The organism is Rhodococcus sp. 66b (genome assembly GCF_002076325.1).
GTDB lineage: Bacteria > Actinomycetota > Actinomycetes > Mycobacteriales > Mycobacteriaceae > Rhodococcus_F > Rhodococcus_F erythropolis.
The window spans coordinates 160,099-176,557 of the sequence record NZ_MUZB01000013.1 but is presented as its reverse complement, the minus strand read 5'-3'; the positions used below and the strand labels follow the sequence as shown (position 1 = coordinate 176,557).

General features: G+C 62.0%; 14 protein-coding genes. 4 read left to right on the top strand and 10 right to left on the bottom strand.

The genetic code is table 11. The annotated features are described in order from the left end of the window. Positions 1-4: 4 nt before the first annotated feature. The 3 genes from B0E55_RS23860 to B0E55_RS23850 all read right to left on the bottom strand — a co-directional run bounded on the left by B0E55_RS23860 (position 5) and on the right by B0E55_RS23850 (position 3,356). Positions 5-1,771, bottom strand: coding sequence for a cholesterol oxidase substrate-binding domain-containing protein (locus tag B0E55_RS23860; RefSeq protein WP_019746596.1), 1,767 nt, complete (start codon positions 1,769-1,771; stop codon positions 5-7). A 96-nt stretch (positions 1,772-1,867) separates the two neighbouring features. Next, complete coding sequence (locus tag B0E55_RS23855; protein ID WP_007732353.1) at positions 1,868-2,671, bottom strand: metal-dependent hydrolase; 804 nt, start codon at positions 2,669-2,671, stop codon at positions 1,868-1,870. Positions 2,672-2,891: 220 nt separating this feature from the next. After that, the gene (locus B0E55_RS23850; protein ID WP_029254320.1) at positions 2,892-3,356 is read right to left on the bottom strand and encodes a hypothetical protein; all 465 of its coding nucleotides are present in this window, start codon (positions 3,354-3,356) and stop codon (positions 2,892-2,894) included. Between the two features lie 167 nt (positions 3,357-3,523). On the opposite strand from B0E55_RS23850, the gene B0E55_RS23845 reads away from it, so the two are divergent. Both B0E55_RS23845 and B0E55_RS23840 read left to right on the top strand, forming a co-directional pair. Next, positions 3,524-4,228 (top strand): response regulator transcription factor, encoded by a 705-nt coding sequence (locus tag B0E55_RS23845; protein WP_003943475.1) that lies wholly within the window; start codon positions 3,524-3,526, stop codon positions 4,226-4,228. After that, the gene (locus tag B0E55_RS23840; RefSeq protein WP_080910585.1) at positions 4,225-5,604 is read left to right on the top strand and encodes a sensor histidine kinase; all 1,380 of its coding nucleotides are present in this window, start codon (positions 4,225-4,227) and stop codon (positions 5,602-5,604) included. Before B0E55_RS23845 ends, B0E55_RS23840 begins: the two co-directional genes overlap by 4 nt. Here B0E55_RS23840 and B0E55_RS23835 read toward each other — a convergent pair. From B0E55_RS23835 to B0E55_RS23805, 7 genes are all read right to left on the bottom strand, one after another. Continuing rightward, the gene (locus tag B0E55_RS23835) at positions 5,501-6,490 is read right to left on the bottom strand and encodes an LLM class F420-dependent oxidoreductase (RefSeq protein ID WP_020723628.1); all 990 of its coding nucleotides are present in this window, start codon (positions 6,488-6,490) and stop codon (positions 5,501-5,503) included. The two genes, B0E55_RS23840 and B0E55_RS23835, sit on opposite strands and share 104 nt — an antisense overlap. A 6-nt stretch (positions 6,491-6,496) precedes the next feature. After that, complete coding sequence (locus B0E55_RS23830) at positions 6,497-7,183, bottom strand: HAD family hydrolase (protein WP_030535692.1); 687 nt, start codon at positions 7,181-7,183, stop codon at positions 6,497-6,499. A gap of 269 nt (positions 7,184-7,452) precedes the next feature. Then, the gene (locus B0E55_RS23825; RefSeq protein WP_020968244.1) at positions 7,453-8,904 is read right to left on the bottom strand and encodes a catalase; all 1,452 of its coding nucleotides are present in this window, start codon (positions 8,902-8,904) and stop codon (positions 7,453-7,455) included. A gap of 31 nt (positions 8,905-8,935) precedes the next feature. Further along, the gene (locus B0E55_RS23820) at positions 8,936-9,490 is read right to left on the bottom strand and encodes a Fur family transcriptional regulator (protein WP_019746588.1); all 555 of its coding nucleotides are present in this window, start codon (positions 9,488-9,490) and stop codon (positions 8,936-8,938) included. A 112-nt stretch (positions 9,491-9,602) separates the two neighbouring features. Then, positions 9,603-10,331 carry a helix-turn-helix domain-containing protein gene (locus B0E55_RS23815; protein WP_029254317.1) on the bottom strand — a complete coding sequence of 243 codons (729 nt, stop codon included), beginning with the start codon at positions 10,329-10,331 and terminating at the stop codon, positions 9,603-9,605. After that, positions 10,300-11,919 carry an AMP-binding protein gene (locus B0E55_RS23810; protein WP_020905947.1) on the bottom strand — a complete coding sequence of 540 codons (1,620 nt, stop codon included), beginning with the start codon at positions 11,917-11,919 and terminating at the stop codon, positions 10,300-10,302. The genes B0E55_RS23815 and B0E55_RS23810 overlap by 32 nt, the downstream gene beginning before the upstream one ends. Further along, positions 11,913-13,883, bottom strand: a complete 1,971-nt coding sequence (locus B0E55_RS23805; RefSeq protein WP_029254315.1) for an alpha-ketoacid dehydrogenase subunit alpha/beta — start codon at positions 13,881-13,883, stop codon at positions 11,913-11,915. The genes B0E55_RS23810 and B0E55_RS23805 overlap by 7 nt, the downstream gene beginning before the upstream one ends. Before the next feature lie 279 nt (positions 13,884-14,162). Between B0E55_RS23805 and B0E55_RS23800 the strand changes: the two genes are divergently transcribed. Together B0E55_RS23800 and B0E55_RS23795 are read left to right on the top strand one after the other, a co-directional pair. Further along, complete coding sequence (locus tag B0E55_RS23800; RefSeq protein ID WP_080910584.1) at positions 14,163-15,080, top strand: alpha/beta hydrolase; 918 nt, start codon at positions 14,163-14,165, stop codon at positions 15,078-15,080. A 73-nt stretch (positions 15,081-15,153) separates the two neighbouring features. Continuing rightward, complete coding sequence (locus tag B0E55_RS23795; protein ID WP_127159959.1) at positions 15,154-16,452, top strand: sugar ABC transporter substrate-binding protein; 1,299 nt, start codon at positions 15,154-15,156, stop codon at positions 16,450-16,452. Positions 16,453-16,459 lie beyond the last annotated feature (7 nt).

Genomic DNA, 16,459 nt, shown 5'->3' with positions numbered 1-16,459 from the left:
AGATTCAGCTGGGTGGCAAGACGCGGTCGATGAACGTATTGCTGAAGACGCGGTGCGGGTCGTGTTCGTCCAGAGTGGCGAGAGCGAAGTCCCAGTTCCCGTCGCCACCGGCACGGAAGGTGGCAGGCACTGTGCTGGTGAGGAATTCGTCGTCCTGGTACGCCGCCTGCTCGGTGAATGCCCATCCCTTGGACCACTCCGGACGGAAAGTCGCGTAATCGCCGGAGTAGTTCGCGACCATCCACCGTTCCATCTCGCGAAGGAACGCGGGCAATCCCGCGGTGCCGGGAATCGAGACCACGTTCATCCAGATCGCCGTATCCCAGTCCTGACGATCCGCCCGGGGCCGCACCGCTGACAGATCCGGCACGCCGGCGCTGTCGACAAGGACTTCGCCACTGTCATCGACACCACAGAGACGCACTTCGAACGGCATGTTGACGGGATACTGCCCCAGCGACGCGTAGTGCGTCATTCGCTCGTTCAACCAACTCGTCATCTCGTGGACGACTCGGCCGATGTTGGACCGCTTGGTGATCACCGCGCCGCCGCCCGCTACTACGCGCAACGTCGTGTGCCGCAGGTAGAACAGAACATCTTTTGACCAGCCCCACAGATCGTCGGTGTCGGTCAGCGCCAATCCTGCTGCTACAGCTCCGAACTGAGAGGCGCCGAACAGCGGTGTCGCAGCTTGAAGGCCCTGCGCCACCATCCCCAACGGGGTGGTGACTTCTTCGGGAATCGCGTCGGAGAAGAAGTAGTTGTACGGCCCGCTCACCTCTCGGGACTCCGGTGGTTTGACCGGGGTCGGCGTCCATATCTTGAGCCACGGTGTTTGCGTGAACGGGAACCAGATCGCCTCCACCCGTCCGGATTTCTCGACAAAACTCTCGTAGGTACGCCCTGGCGAACCGGGAGCAGCAAAGAGTTCTTGCCACGGAATGTCGGTGAAACTCCGGCACCGCAGCCGATAATTCTCCCCGGCTTGCAGCGTCACGGAGGTGACGAAGGTTCGGCCCAGGTGAGTCAGGAAAGCCGTGATCTCGTCATCTGATCGGTGAAAAGTCTTCAGCCCGTATCGATTGCGGCCTTCGTCCCACGCCACCACCGTGATCTCGGTGATCAGATTGCTCAGCGAACCATACGATTGACCAGGGGTGATCGTCTCCCCCACCGCCGGATAGGTTGCCCCGTGAGCTCCGATCGCCAGCGCGCCGGCGATGGACAGCTCACCGATCGCCGGAGCGTTGGCCCAGCCGAGCCCCTCGCGCTCGAGCGCTGTCAGAATCGCTTCGATACTGGCGCCGGCGCCCGCCGTGACTGTTGCGGGCGTGCCGTGCTGCACCACAACCGAATTCAAGTTCGCCATCGTATCGACCAGCAGAACTCGATCCGAAGGCGCGCCGGGCACCACCGTCAACGGACTCCACCCGTGCATCGTTCCCTTCGCACGCACTGTGTACCCGTTGTCGAACGCCCAGTTGGCGAGGGTGACGACGTCGTCGCTATGACGTGCCGTCGCCGTCCACACACTCTCGAGCATGATTTCTCGCGACCAGTTCGCGTATGCCTGCTGCGACAACGGAATGTCCGACGGAAATCCGGGCGGTGGCGCGATGGTCGATGCCGAGCCCCAGGGAACAGCTCCCGCCGGTGCCCAGGAAATACCCGCGAGAGCAGCTGCGCCGACACTCGCTGCGAGAAATCCGCGCCGGCTCACACCGTCTTCTCTCGAGCTGTGCTCCGCCTTGCGCTCTGCTTGATGCACCACTGCTCACTCCGTCAGCCGACTCGGTTCATGTCAGGGACGAACGTAGAACAAATATGATTACGATGCCAGTGGTTCCGTAATAAAAGATTTAGATGCTCACTGCACCATCGGAGCGAAGACGGCGTAGATCGCTTCCGGGGCGCCGTCGAAAGCACTGATGATCAACCAGGCAGTCAGGACCGTCAGCGCCGGCCCGATTAGAATCTTCTCGAGGTTCCCACCTGCGCGGATGGACAGAAATGACGGCAGCCGTTGTTCCCACCACCGCTTGCCGCCGAGCGGAATCAGGGGCGCGAGAAACGGCACCCCTTCCTTGGTGATCGCATCGCCGAGACAGTGTGTGGCGCAGCCCAGTGCCACTGCAACACCTAGCCCGGTGGATCCGGCCTCACTCGGATACCACTGCCAGGTGAGGGCCGAGAGCACCAACGCAACGGCGGAGACGGCGAGCCAACCCTTCTCCTTGGCCAATTCACCCGCCAATCCTCGGATCGCCAACCCGAGGCAGAAGAACAGCGTGATGATGATGGCGGGCTTCCCGAACTGAACAACCAGCGCCGAGACCCCGGCACCAAGACCGGCGGCAAACAGTGCGGTGTGCGTGAGCGTCCGATGCCCACCACGACGCTTGCCGTCCTTCTTGCCTTTGGTGATGCGGTAGAAGGTCACCGAAATTGCGTCGATACCTTTGGCCAGCGCTTTGCTGAGCGGACCGAATGATCGGGAAACCGTCGACTGACCGGTATCGAGGTCGGGAAGCAAGGCGGCTCCCGCGCACACACCGGCAAAGGTCAAGGTTTCAGCGGTGGATGTGGGCCCTCCCCAATCGAGAGGCAACAACTCTGCAACCACCAACCCCACAGCAGCACCGGACATCGCGTGGGTGGGGCCCATGACCATGAAACACAACACCTTTCGAAACGCGCCCCGCATCAGGCCGTACCGCACCCTCTGCAAGACACCACACACATGACGCCGTCGGCGACGGTCTCGGCATGCTCGCCGAGACCGCCCCGAACGTAGCAAGTGCTACCGACAGGGTTGACCAACCTCCGGCCCCAGTTGAGTACGGCCGTACCGTTCCAGGTCAAAGCGGTTCATGCGGAGCTTTTTTCGCTCGTCAGCCCGCAGCAACCGCGCATGACAGGGCAACGCCTTCCTCCAGCGGAGCGACGCCTGCCATGTTGAGCACCTCTGCCGGAACACCCTCGATCGCCGGAGCCCATTCGACGGTCGGCAACGCCGGCACCCCTTCACGCGCAATGAATGTCGCGGCGTCGCCAGGGACTTCGATCGTGATTGCGGCTGTACCCGCCTCCTCGGCGCGCACAACCTTGCCCTCGTCGATGAGCTTCTGCAGTTCCTCGTCGGAAATCGGCGTCGCGGCACCACACGCTACTTCCGGTGCCACACCCGCCTCTGACGGAGCGGTCGCGATCGATCGCACCGCCACCGGCGACCCTTCGGAAATCGGGTTGGAAGCCCAGGCGATTCCCGGCGCCACGGCCATACCGAGGACCGCCACCGACGCCACCACCACACCGGTCCGGCTGGCCCGCTTGCCGTTCACTTTCAATCGCGTCATCGTTGTTCTCCTTGATCGAACGTTCTCGAATTCTCGGCGCGGTCGCATCCGAGAAACCCGAGGTTATGAAGCCAACACTGCAGATCTGTTGTCGGTTTCTTAGGAGTTGATGAGAATGCGGCGGCCCTCGCTCCGAGCGAGGCCCCAGGTCGCAATCCGGTGGCACCATGGCTGGAGTGAGTACACGCGAGCGCATCCTGATCGTTGACGACGACGCGAAGGTTCTGAATTCGCTCGAACGTGGACTCCGATTGTCGGGCTTCGACACGGCAACTGCCGTCGACGGACGATCGGCCTTGTCATCGGTGAACAAGCAATGCCCGGCCGCACTCGTTCTCGACGTCAACATGCCCGGCCTCGACGGCGTCGGGGTGGTAACCGCCCTGCGCGCAATCGGCAACGAAGTGCCGATCTGCGTACTCAGCGCCCGAAGTTCCGTGGGTGACCGCATCGCGGGGCTGGAGGCGGGCGCCGACGACTACCTCACCAAGCCCTTCGAATTGGCCGAGCTCGTCGCCAGACTGCGCGCATTGCTACGACGCACGACGCGAGCCACTCCGTCGGTCGACCATCCGATCACGGTGGGACCGCTGACGGTCGATCTCCGTGGCCATCGAGCGCACATCGACGGTAGGCGAATCGAACTCACCAAAAGAGAATTCGACCTGTTGTCGGTACTCGCCGAGCATGCCGGTGTCGTACTCAGTCGCGCACAACTCCTGCGACTCGTCTGGGGTTACGACTTCGCTGCCGACACCAATGTCGTCGACGTCTTCGTCACCTACCTACGCAAGAAACTCGAAGTCGACGGCGCGCCCCGCGTGATCCACACAGTGCGCGGAGTGGGCTTCGTCCTGAGGGCCGAACGATGAAGCGGCCGCTGTCACTTCAGAGCCGGGTAGCCATCGCGTCGGGCCTGGCCGCCGGAATCGTGATTGCCGCGATCGGAATTGCGTTCGCGGTCTTCTTGCGCGTCAACGGATCCGAACAACTCGAACGCACTCTCGATTCCGTCACCCTGGGCGTCGCAGCGAGTGCGCCGAGCCCGCTATTCATCGAAACACCAACTGCAACCACAGAACCATTCGTGGTCAGCCCTGGATTCAATGCCACAACCGTGAGTGCCTTGGCTACCACCGATGTTCGCAGTCGGGATGTTCTCGTGCCCGGCGACAGCGGCGCCGCACTGGCCGTCAGCATCCCCGAAGACCCACTGACCCAGGCAATCCGTGAGCAGCAGTTCCAGGTGGCCGCTGCGGCAGTGGTCGCCATCCTTGCCGCGGCCGGGCTCGGCTGGTTCCTCACAGGCCGAGCCGTCCGGCCTCTGCAGCAATTGACCGAGACCACCAGTTCGATCGGCAACAACCTCGACGTCGAAGGACTCTCGCGCCGGGCACCGTCGGTTCGTGGAACGCGCGAAGCCGAAGAACTGTCGGAGGCAATCCACAGCATGCTCAGTCGCATCGAAACCGATAGAAGCCGCACCGAAGAGGCGTTGGAGTCGGCGCGCGATTTCGCTCGCGTCTCCGCCCACGAACTACGCACACCTCTCACGTCGATGCGTACCGATCTCGAAGTTCTCGCAACACTGGATCTCACGGAAAGCCAACGCCGCGAACTCTCCAGCGAGTTGTTGGAGGCGCAGCGCCAGATCGAGCGCACCCTGACCGATCTCGAGACGCTCGCCCTGGGTGAAGTGGCCGATCCGGAGGATTGTGCCGACGTCGATCTCGTGGAGGTTGCCGATCGTGCCGTCGCTGACGCCGGCCGTCTGCACCCTCAGGTCGACGTTCGTTTGAAAGCACCGGAAGAACTTTCGGTTCAGGCCTTTCCCGCTGGCATCCGTCTGGTGTTGACCAACGCCGTCACCAACTCCGTTCGGCACGGCAATGCCGACGAAGTCGAGATCACCGTCCGATCAGGGGCTGCCACCGGTTCGGCGACGGTATACGTCGACGACAACGGCACCGTGATCGCGCCGTCGGAACGCGAAGCGATGTTCGAACGATTCGTTCGTGGTACCGGCGCCGGCGACGCCGGAAGCGGTTTGGGGTTGGCCCTCGTCGCGCAGCAGGCGCGACTGCACGGCGGTAGCGCGCGCCTCGACGCGAGCCCCCTCGGCGGAACTCGATTGATTTTCTCGATCAACCCAATTCGACGTGCAGAGCCTCGAGCAGTGGCTTGGCTGCCTCGTCGAAGAATCGGTCTTGGGTATCTCCACCGATCTGTACCAACGCCACATCGGTGAACCCGGCGTCCGTGTACGCCTTGACTGCCTCGACGATGACATCGAGATCAGGGCCACACGGAATACTTTCCGCCACATCCTCTTTGCGCACGAACTGAGTCGCACCTGCGAAACTCGCCGGTGTGGGTAGTTCGGAGTTCACAGACCACCCTCCACCGAACCACCGGAACTGCTGATGAGCGCGAGCGATGGCCGTGTCGCGATCAGGATCCCACGAGATCGGAATCTGACCGATGGTCCGGCCTGCTGGAGCCAACCCGTACGCCCGGCCGTGAACGTGCTTCCACTGGTGCACCAGATCCGAATCCGGTTGCACGGCAATCAGGTCATCGGCCATCGGACCGAAACGCTCGACGGACTTGTCGCCGGACATGGCCAGCGCCAGGGGAACCGGGTTCTCCGGGAGATCCCAGATCCGCGCGGACTGAACGTCGAAGTACTCCCCCTTCCAGCTCACCAGATCCCCGGCAAGCAGTGCGCGAATGATGCTCACTGCCTCCTGCAGCATGTCGTGCCGGGTGTCGACGGACGGCCACCCCTCGCCGACCACATGCTCGTTAAGGCTCTCGCCACTTCCCAATCCCAGTGTGAAGCGCCCGTCCGCGAGGATCTGGATCGTCGCGGCTTTCTGCGCGACCACGGCAGGGTGGTACCTGACGGTCGGACAAGTCACATACGTCATCAACCCGACTCGCTCGGTGGCATGGGCAACTGCTCCCAGCACCGACCAGGCGTAAGGCGCATGCCCCTGCTCGGTCAGCCACGGCGAGTAATGATCACTCATCACTTCGAAGTCGAAGCCGACTTCTTCGGCCCGAACTGCATGGCGGACCAGTTCTTTCGGGCCGGCCTGTTCGGTCATCAAGGTATAGCCGAATCGTGCCATCACTGATCAACTCCCGGTATCTTGGCCTGAAACGAGTTCGGAAATCACACTGCCGTCGAGGTGGTCGAGAAGGTCGCGGGCGTCGTCGTACACCTCCGCCGCACCCGCGCCGTCGAGTTCGTCGGTCGACATGCCGCCGCTGCGCACTCCCACAGCCACAACGCCCGCCGATGTCGCAGCCTTCATGTCCCAGACGGCGTCTCCGACCATGACCGCATCGCCAGCGTCGACACCTGCCTTCGCGAGCGCGATCTCGATCAGGTCCGGATCAGGCTTGGCCTCGTCGACGGATTCCGAAGAGGTGGCGGCGTAGATCATTTCGTCGATGTCGAGCGTCTGGCGCAACAATTCCAGTTCGTCGTCGGGCGCCGAGGTAGCGAGCACGACGTGCAGTCCGAGCGAGTGAACTCGGCGGATCAACTCTCGCGCTCCCGGCAGTACTCGGAGACGGTCAGCCGACTGCCGGTAGTACTTGGTGTGAAGTTCCTTGGCCCGTGGCCCGCACCCGTCGATGTCTTCGCCGAGCAACGTCTCCAGTAGTTGGTCTCCGTCCATGCCGATGCAGCGGTGCACCCGCCACGCGTCAACCGGGCGACCCACCTCGAAGAAGGCTCGCGACCACGCTTCTACATGCAGATAGTTGGAATCGACGAGCGTTCCGTCGATGTCGAAGAGAACTGCACCTGTTGCCATGGGAATTGACTGCCCAACACCTCGGTTCGCGAAACTTGTGCCCCGAGCATTCTCCGCTCGAGAAGCGGATCATGGAGAGTGCGGACAGCAGAAGTGCACGTCGAACAGGGGTGTCGTCATGGAGTCAGTGGTTGTGTTCCTTCTGGCATGCTTCGTCTACTGGTTCGCACTGCTGTAGTTGGGCAGACAAAAACGGACCGCTGCCGGGAAGTGATTTCCCTTGCAGCGGTCCGCATTCGGTAAACCTAGGTGATGCTCATGTCAGCGGGTCACTGACCTGCGCGTACACCTTCTTCGACGCGCTTGCCCAAATCTGCGTCGACGTTCTTCCAGTACTCGAAGACACGCAGTAGAACTTCTTCGCTGACGCCGGCAAGGGCGTGGCCGACGATGTTGCTCACCAGGCGCTCACGAGCTGCGTCGTCGAGAACTTCACGGACCAGCGTTCCGGCCTGCGTGAAGTCGCCGTCCTCGGCGTGCTCGATGTATCCGGCGCGCACTGCCTTGCCGTCGAACGACCACAGGCCTTCGTCACCGGCAACAGACGGATCGGCGTGAGGTCCGCCGTACGAGTTGGGTGCGTACACCGGCGTCGACGGGGAATTGAAGCTGTAACGCATGGCGCCCTCCTTGGAGTAGGAGTTCACCTCGTTCTTCGGGGCGTTGACCGGCAGGTCGGCGTAGTTGGTGCCGATGCGGTAACGATGCGCGTCGGCGTAGGAGAAGACGCGACCCAGAAGCATCTTGTCCGGGCTGAATCCGATGCCGGGCACCACGTTCGACGGCTCGAAGGATGCCTGCTCGATCTGCGCGAAGAAGTTCTCCGGGTTACGGTTCAGCGTCCACTTGCCGACCTCGATCAGCGGGTAGTCCTTCTGGGACCAGACCTTGGTGAGGTCGAACGGGTTGAAGCGGTAGCCTTCGGCCTCGTCGACCGGCATGATCTGAACCTTGAGGGTCCAGCTCGGGAAATTACCGGCCTCGATGGCGTTGTACAGATCCGCGCGGTGGTAGTCGGGATCGCTACCGGCGAGGCTGTCTGCTTCTGCCTGCGTCAGGAACTCGATCCCCTGATCGGTCTTGAAGTGGTACTTCACCCAGAAGCGTTCACCCGCAGCGTTGACCCACTGGTAGGTGTGCGATCCGAAGCCGTCCATGTTGCGCCAGGTCTTCGGGATACCGCGGTCACCCATCAACCAGGTCACCTGGTGAGCCGTTTCGGGACGCAGCGTCCAGAAGTCCCACTGCATGTCGTGGTCACGAAGACCGGAGCCTGGCAGTCGCTTCTGCGAACGGATGAAGTCGGGGAACTTGATGGCGTCCTTGATGAAGAACACCGGGGTGTTGTTGCCGACGAGGTCGTAGTTTCCCTCTTCGGTGTAGAACTTCATCGCAAAACCGCGCGGATCGCGCCAGGTGTCCGGGCTGCCCTGCTCACCGGCGACGGTGGAGAAGCGGACGAGCGACTCGGTCTTCTTACCCGGCTGCAGGAACGCGGCCTTGGTGTACTTGCTGACGTCGTGTGTGACGACGAGTTCACCGAAAGCGCCGCCGCCCTTGGCGTGGACGATGCGCTCCGGGACACGCTCGCGGTTGAACTGCGCGAGCTTCTCGATCAGGTAGTGGTCGTGAAGGAGCACCGGCCCCTGAATACCCGCGGTCAGCGATTCGTCATCACTTGCGACCGCGATACCGAAATTGTTGGTGGTGGGCTTGGTCATGGCGAAGCCTCCTAGCGTTGTGGGCTGGGCGTCAGAGGAGCGGGGCTGCATCCGAGCCGAACGCATGGGCTGCATGCGAAGGGGCCGGCTCGGAGGTTCTGGACGCATCAATTCGATTCTGCGAGACCGTGTCCGACGCGGTGTCGGATTCGGCAGAATTCTTCAGGCAATCTTCGCAACGGCCCCAGAACACGACCTCGGCTTCGTCGATTTCGAAGCCGTGATTATCGGAAGGTTCGAGGCAGGGAGCTTGGCCGACAACACAATCGACGTCGACGACCTTGCCGCAGCCGCGACAGACGAGGTGATGGTGGTTGTCACCAGTTCTCGTCTCGAACCGTGCGGGTGAACCCGCCGGCTCGATGCGTCGCAGCAATCCTGCGTTCACGCATGCCTTGAGCACGTCGTAAACGGCCTGTGTGGATACCGATCCGAGCTGCTGCCGCACGAGTGCTGCAACAGAATCGGCGTCTGAATGCGGTTGGGCTGTAACCGCATCCAGCACGGCGAGGCGCGGAGCAGTGATCCTCAACCCGACGGCGCGCAGTTGCGCTCGGGGGTCGAAGTCATGCTCTCCGTCTCGCATGTTTCCCAGTATGCCGCTTTTCTGGAATTAGTCAAGAAAAGGATTGCCTAAGTTGAATCGAGACCGGCGTCACACCCGGTGACATCACATCCAATACGTCGCACGCAGCGACTCACCCCAGGACGAACCAGATCGCCTTGACCGTCTGATCTGTCTCGTTGCGCAATCGGTGAGGAACATTCCCGACCAGGTGGATCGCTTCGCCCGACTTGAGCAGCCGACGCATTCCGTCGATGTCGATAGTCAGAGTCCCTTCCAGCACGTACCCGTAGTCGTCACCCGAGTGGGTCTGCGGTGCGTCGCCCGGCGCAGAGTCGGCGCCGGGCTCGTACTCCGTGAGGAGGAACTGGACGTGATGGTTCTCAGGAGTATTCGCCAACCGTTGCCAGCGGACACCCGATCGGAATGTGAGGCAGTCGGAAATGCGCGGCTCGTGGGTCTTCGATTCGGACTCGGATTCACGTTCCGGATCGACGCTGTTGCCGAGCAATACGTCCAACGACAGGTTGAGTTCGGTCGCGATCGCAAAAAGCGTGTTGACCGCCGCCTGACTCTGTCCCAGTTCGAACTGGGACAGGAACGACGGTGATACGCCGAGTCGCCTCGCCAGTTCGCGAACCGGGATTCCCTGTCGCGTGCGTTCGGCACGAACCGTCTTACCTACCGACGTCCCCAAACCGTTGTCCTCCGCCTTCTGTTTGCGCGCCGCCGCCTTGGTCGGCGCCGTCTTCTTCTGGGCCGTCGTCTTTTGGGGAGTCGTCTTGCGCGGTTGCGATTTCTTCGATGCAGCCGCTGTCGACTCAGCCGCCTTACGAGGTGGCTTTGCGCCGGTTGCCGTCATGTCCGAACTCGCTTCCGTAGGTCTCGGGGACCGCCTGTGCGGAGCCCAAGCCTAACGCTCGACGCAGGAGAAACTTCTGAACCTTCCCACTCTCCGTCCGAGGAAGCGACGCAACGGTCTCGACTCTCTCCGGAGCCTTCTGAACAGCAAATCCTTCGGACAGCAGGAAGATCCGCAGGTCTCGAACGCTTGGTGGTTCACCGTGCGGAACGACAAAGGCGCACGCGCGCTCCCCCAGTTCCTCGTCCGGATACCCGACCACTGCCACCTCTGCCACATTCGGATGAGCCTCGAGGACCCACTCGATGTCGGCAGCACTGAATTTCTCCCCTCCCCGGTTGATGATGTCCTTGATCCGCGAAGTGATCCGGATCTGACCTGGCCCGTCCACGGTGGCAACGTCGCCAGTCCGGAAATAGCCGTCCTCGGTAAATGATTCCGCGTTGATCGAGCTGTCGACGTAGCCGACGAACAGTTCCGGACCACGCACCAACAGCTCGTCGTCTTCGCCGAGCCGGAACTCGTTTCCGCCGATCACAGCTCCTTCGTCCTCGGCCTGCAGACCGATGTCACCGAAAGGATCACCCATCACGAGGGTCGGAAGTTCCGTCGATCCGTAGGTACGAACAACCGCTGTCCCCATCACGCGGTGGGCTCGACGTACCAGCTCGGGCGGAATCCCGGCCCCACCACACACGAATCGAGTCAGATGGGATCGTCGATATCCGTCCTCCTCGTAGGCGTCGGCAAGACCGCGGAGAAACGGTGTCGCGCTCACGGTGAACGTGCATTGTTCGCGCTCGATCAACGCAACTGCCTCCGCGGGATTCCAGCGTTGCATCAGAACCGTCGAGCAGGCTGCCGCTGCGGGAAGAACGACCGCATACGACATTCCGGTGATGTGGGGCAACGGCGAAGGCATGAAGATTCGGTCCTGCGAATCCACGCCGCAATGCGCGATCATGCTCGAACTCTCGGCCATCAGGGTCCGATGAGTGTGCAGAACGCCTTTCGGAGCCGAAGTGGTTCCCGACGTGTAGAGAACGAGGGCGACGTCGTCGGGATCCGCGCGGTGGTCGGGCCGGTTCGCCTCCATCCCGAAGTCCAGGAAGTCGTCGAACGTGGTGCGCCGCAACCCACCTTCGCCTCGAGCCTCCACCAGAAGAACCTCTCGGCCCAGATCACGGAGCACAGTCCCGAGTTGCTCGACGTGACGATATCCGCGGTATTCCTGCGGGGCGACGATCACCGACGGCTCAGCTTGCTCGATGATGAAGGACAGCTCGTGTGCGCGGTAAATCGGGACCACCGGCAGGAGAATGCCGCCGGCAAGCCACGTGCCCCAGGCCGCAACCACGGATTCCCACCAGTTCGGCAGCTGAACGAGTACCACTTCTCCAGGCTCGAATCCCGATTTATGCAGTGCGCCTGCAAAGCTCGTTGCAGCGTCCACCAATTCCTGGTAAGTCCACCGCACACTCTCGTCGACAAGGGCCAGTGCTTCGGGATCTCGACGCAGTGCGTCGAGAAGCATCTCGGGCAGCACCCCGCCACCGGTCATTGCCCGCGGACGGGTAGCGCTCAGCACGACATCACCCGCCGAACGGCTGCAACGATGTCGTCAGGTCCGACTTCCCACTCACGTTCGAGCACCGGCGCATAGGGCGCGGGCGCGTACCGTGCTCCCACCCGCACCACCGGCGCGTCCAGAGAATAGAAACCGGAATCCACCGCCATGGCTGCGATCTCGGCTCCGACACCGAAGTCCACCACCGCTTCCTGGGCGACGACCATCCTGTTGGTCCGACCGAAGGATTCGAGAATCGTCTCCCGATCGAGCGGAGCAATCGTTCGTAGATCGATGACCTCCGCATCGATCCCTTCCTCTGTCAACGTCTGCGCCGCAACCAAAGCGTGCATTGCCATACGCGACCACGAGACGATGGTGACGTCCGAACCTGGTCTCGTCACCGCTGCCTTTCCGATCGGAACCCGAAAATCCTTGCTCGGCAACGAACTTTTCTTCTCGTACAGCAGTCGATGCTCGATGAACATGACCGGGTTGTCGTCCTCGATCGCTGCCCGCAACAACCCGTATGCATCCGCGCCCGAACTCGGCATGAGCACAGTCAGTCCCGGTATGTGCGCCAACAGCGCCTCGAGACTCTGCGAATGCTGCCCACCCGACGATCTGCCGGAACCGAACTGCGTCCGCACCACCAACGGCAGACTCACTGCGCCGCCCGTCATGAACCGAAGTTTTGCCGCCTGATTCATCAACTGATCCAGGCACACCCCGAGGAAGTCGAGGTACATCAGTTCCACGACGGGCCTACGGCCCGCCATCGCGGAGCCGACGGCAAGACCCATGATTGCCGATTCGGAGATCGGCGTATCGAGCACTCGACCCGGATACTCCGCGGCCAATCCCCTGGTCAGACCGAAAACATTTCCGCCGGCAACGTCGATGCCAGCAAGAAACACATCCGGATCGGCTGCCAGAGAGTCGTCGAGCGCCGCTTTGATGATCTTGGACTGGGACACCGCCGCACCACCCGCGTCGACACTCACGTCGAGGTGGCCCGGCGGATAGACACGTCGCGGTGAATAGATGTACTCCATCACGCTCGACGCCTCCGGTTGCGGCGACGCCCGCGCGAAACGCTCCGCCTCGTCGACCACCGCCCTCACCCGCTTGTCCACCAGATCGAGGACATCGTCCCCGATGCCTCGCTCCCGGAGTCGGCCCCGCGTCACCGTCAGTGGATCGGCCGCGAGAATGTCTCGGGTCATCTCGTCCTTGTCGCGGTACACCTGCGGATCGCCCTCGTAGTGCCCGTGCACCCGCAGGGTCGTGACCTCGACGAACACCGGACCACTGCCGCCTCGCACCTGCGCGTACACCGGCCGAATACCGTCGGCGACTGCCTCGACGTCGTTGCCTGCCAGCGTGATCGATTCCATTCCGTATCCCGCTGCGCGCGCAGAGATCGGAACCGGATGCTGATCCACCGTCGAGGAGAACTCCGAGAATCCGTTGTTCTCGCACAGGAAAATGATCGGAAGTTTCCACAGCGCAGCCAAGTTCATCGCCTCGTGGAACGCGCCGGTCGCGATCGCCCCGTCACCGAAGAACGCCACCACCAGATCGCCCTCACCGCGATCCTTGGCAGCGAAGGCAGCACCGACGGCGATCGGCAACCCCGCGCCCACGATCCCGTTCGCGCCGAAGATCCCCAGGCGGGGATCGGCGACGTGCATCGAACCACCCCGGCCGTTGTTGGCCCCGGTAACCTTGCCCATCAACTCGGCCATCATCCGATCGGGCTCGAGGCCTTTGGCGAGAACGTGGCCGTGCCCGCGGTGCGTCGAGGTGATGACGTCACTGACCCGCGCATGAGTGAGAGCCCCCACCGCGCATGCCTCTTGACCTATCGAGGTGTGAACGAATCCGGGAATGATGTCGCCCTTGTAGAGCGCCGAGATGCGCTCCTCCATCACACGGATCAACAACATCTTTTCGTAGGCACACAGAACTTCTTCGCCGTTCACGAGCCGGAACACCTCCAATAATGCTGCGCTCGTTACGAATACATGCGCAGTGGGTGAGCAGGACTATACCGACGGATTTTCCTTGCTGTCCAGTGACACTTGACAAAGGCTGTGAGGTGACTCACGATTACGGGGTACTTCGGATCCGCGACGATCCGCTCGGGGCAGTTGACACGAGCGAACCGCGTCGATGCCGTAATACGCACGGCGACAAGACCGTCCGTTTTCTTTCGCACCTACTTCCATTCAGCTTTCACTCGTTACATGAGGAGTCGCGCAATGCGCCGTGAAGATGTCGAATTCTCCAGCGACGGAGTCACCGTCCGCGGTTGGCTGTACCGACCCGACACCGACGAAGACGTACCGGCCGTCGTACTGGCAGGCGGTTGGTGCTACGTCCGTGAGTTGGTCATGCCCTATTACGCCGAGGCCTTCGTAACGGCCGGTATGGCTGCGCTGGTCTTCGACTACCGCAACCTGGGCGTGTCGGACGGTGAACCCCGTCAACACCTGGACCCGAAGCAACAGATTCGTGATTATCAGAACGCGCTCAGCTTTCTCGAGCGCACTCCCGGCGTCGACAACGACCGTCTCGGAGCCTGGGGCATCTCCTACTCCGGCGGCCACGTAATGATTCTCGCCGCGACCGATCCTCGGGTGAAGGCCATCGTGTCTCAGATTCCGGTGATCGACGGGTTCCGCAACATGCGTCGGATCCACGGGACCATGGGTTATCGAAAGCTGTGGGACGCGATCCTCGAAGATCGCCGACTCCGCTTCGACGATCCGGATCAGCGACTGCACATCGCTCACGCCAGTGAGAATCCCGAGGAAGAACTGTCTTCCTGGCCGTTCCCCGAGACGAAGACGACCTTCGCAGCTCTTCAAGCCACCGAAGCTCCTCTCTACCAAAACAGTTCGACTATGGAATCCGTCGATCTCCTGCTCGACTACGACGTCAACTATTTCGTGCCCAGGATCCTCGACACACCGTCGATGATGATCGTCGCCGAAGGTGACGACCTCACGTTGTGGGACTTGGAGATCGAGAGTTACAACAGCATCCCGACTCCGAAGAAAGAACTTGTCGTCCTGCCGCACACGTCGCACATGACGCTCTACAGCGACCAGTCCAAGCTCGCAGTGGCGGCCGAACACGCTTCCCGTTGGTTCACAACGCATCTGCTGGCGAAGTAGCGAAATCTCCCGTTTTCCCACATCTCGAGAAGACCTCTCGAGAACCTACTCTTGCGAGACCAAGGATGTGATCATGCCTTCGATCGAATCGAAGATCGTGGACGTCGCGCGGAACGCGACGTTCTCTCATCCACTGACCCGACGTTCCTTCTTCGCCGCAATGGGCGCAGCAGGCATCGCCCTCGGCGCAGTGGCCTGCGGAGCAGGCGGCAGTTCCACCAGTACCGCTGCCGGCGGTGGCGCCGGCGCGGGCAAAGTCCAGGAAAAGACCCTCTGCCAGGTGACAACACTCTCCAACGACTACTTCGTTGCCTTCTCGGACGGCGGCAAGCAGGCGATGGACGCGTTGGGCGTCAGCATGTCCTCGGTGGAGGATCAGGGCAACGTCAACACCGCACTGGGACAGGTAGGCAACGTCCGCGCTTCGGGCGGCAAGTCGATCTTCGGCACTCCCGCCACCGAAGCTCAGGCGGCAGCCGTCACGAAAGCCTGTCAGGCGGCCGGGATTCTGTATGCCAGCTCGTACACGGCACCCGCCTGGTACACACCGGCCGACGCGGACAAGTGGGTCCGTTTCATCACGCCGCCCTCCACCAAGATCGCCGTCGCAACCGCCAAGGCTCTTTTCGACAAGGTCGGCGGCAGCGGAACCATCATTCATGTTCCGGGACAGAAGGGTTCGTCCTCCGACGATCAACGGACAGCTGGCCTGAACGCCGCGGCCAAGGACTACCCGGGAATCAAGATCGTCACCGCCTCGCCCGGCAACTGGACTTCCGAAGACGCGAGAAAGGCATTCACGAACATCCTGCCTTCGGTGCCGGACTTCGTCGGAGTCTTCGCGCAGAACGACAGTCAAGCCGCCGGAGTCATTGCGGCACTGGACGCCGCGAAGATCACGGGCAAGATCGTGGTCGGATTCGACGGTAACAAGCAGAACGTCGAATACATCGCGCAGGGAAAGCAATACCTGACCAGTGCAACGGTCGGCGGACTCACGGCAGGAATTCTCGGTGTCACCATCTTCGATCAGCTCAACGGCGTCGACCTGTCTCTGCCGGAGCGCTTCCTTTCGCAGGGAGCACTCCTGGTGACTCCGGAGATCGCCGACGACGTACTGAAAACTGTGTACGCGCCCACACTTCCGTTCGACTGGGCAAAAATGAGCAAGGCCCTGCATCCTGACGACTGGGACCCGCAGACCGTACTCAACCCGATCGACCCGCGGGAGTACTACGCCGGTGTATCGCAGGACCAGTACACGCTGAACAGCGCCTGGAACTCCGCAGACATCACCGGAGTACGCACCGAGTACGCCTCCGCGTTCCGCTCGGGCCCGTTGCTGCAGTACAAAGATCAACTCGTGGCCTGAGAATGAG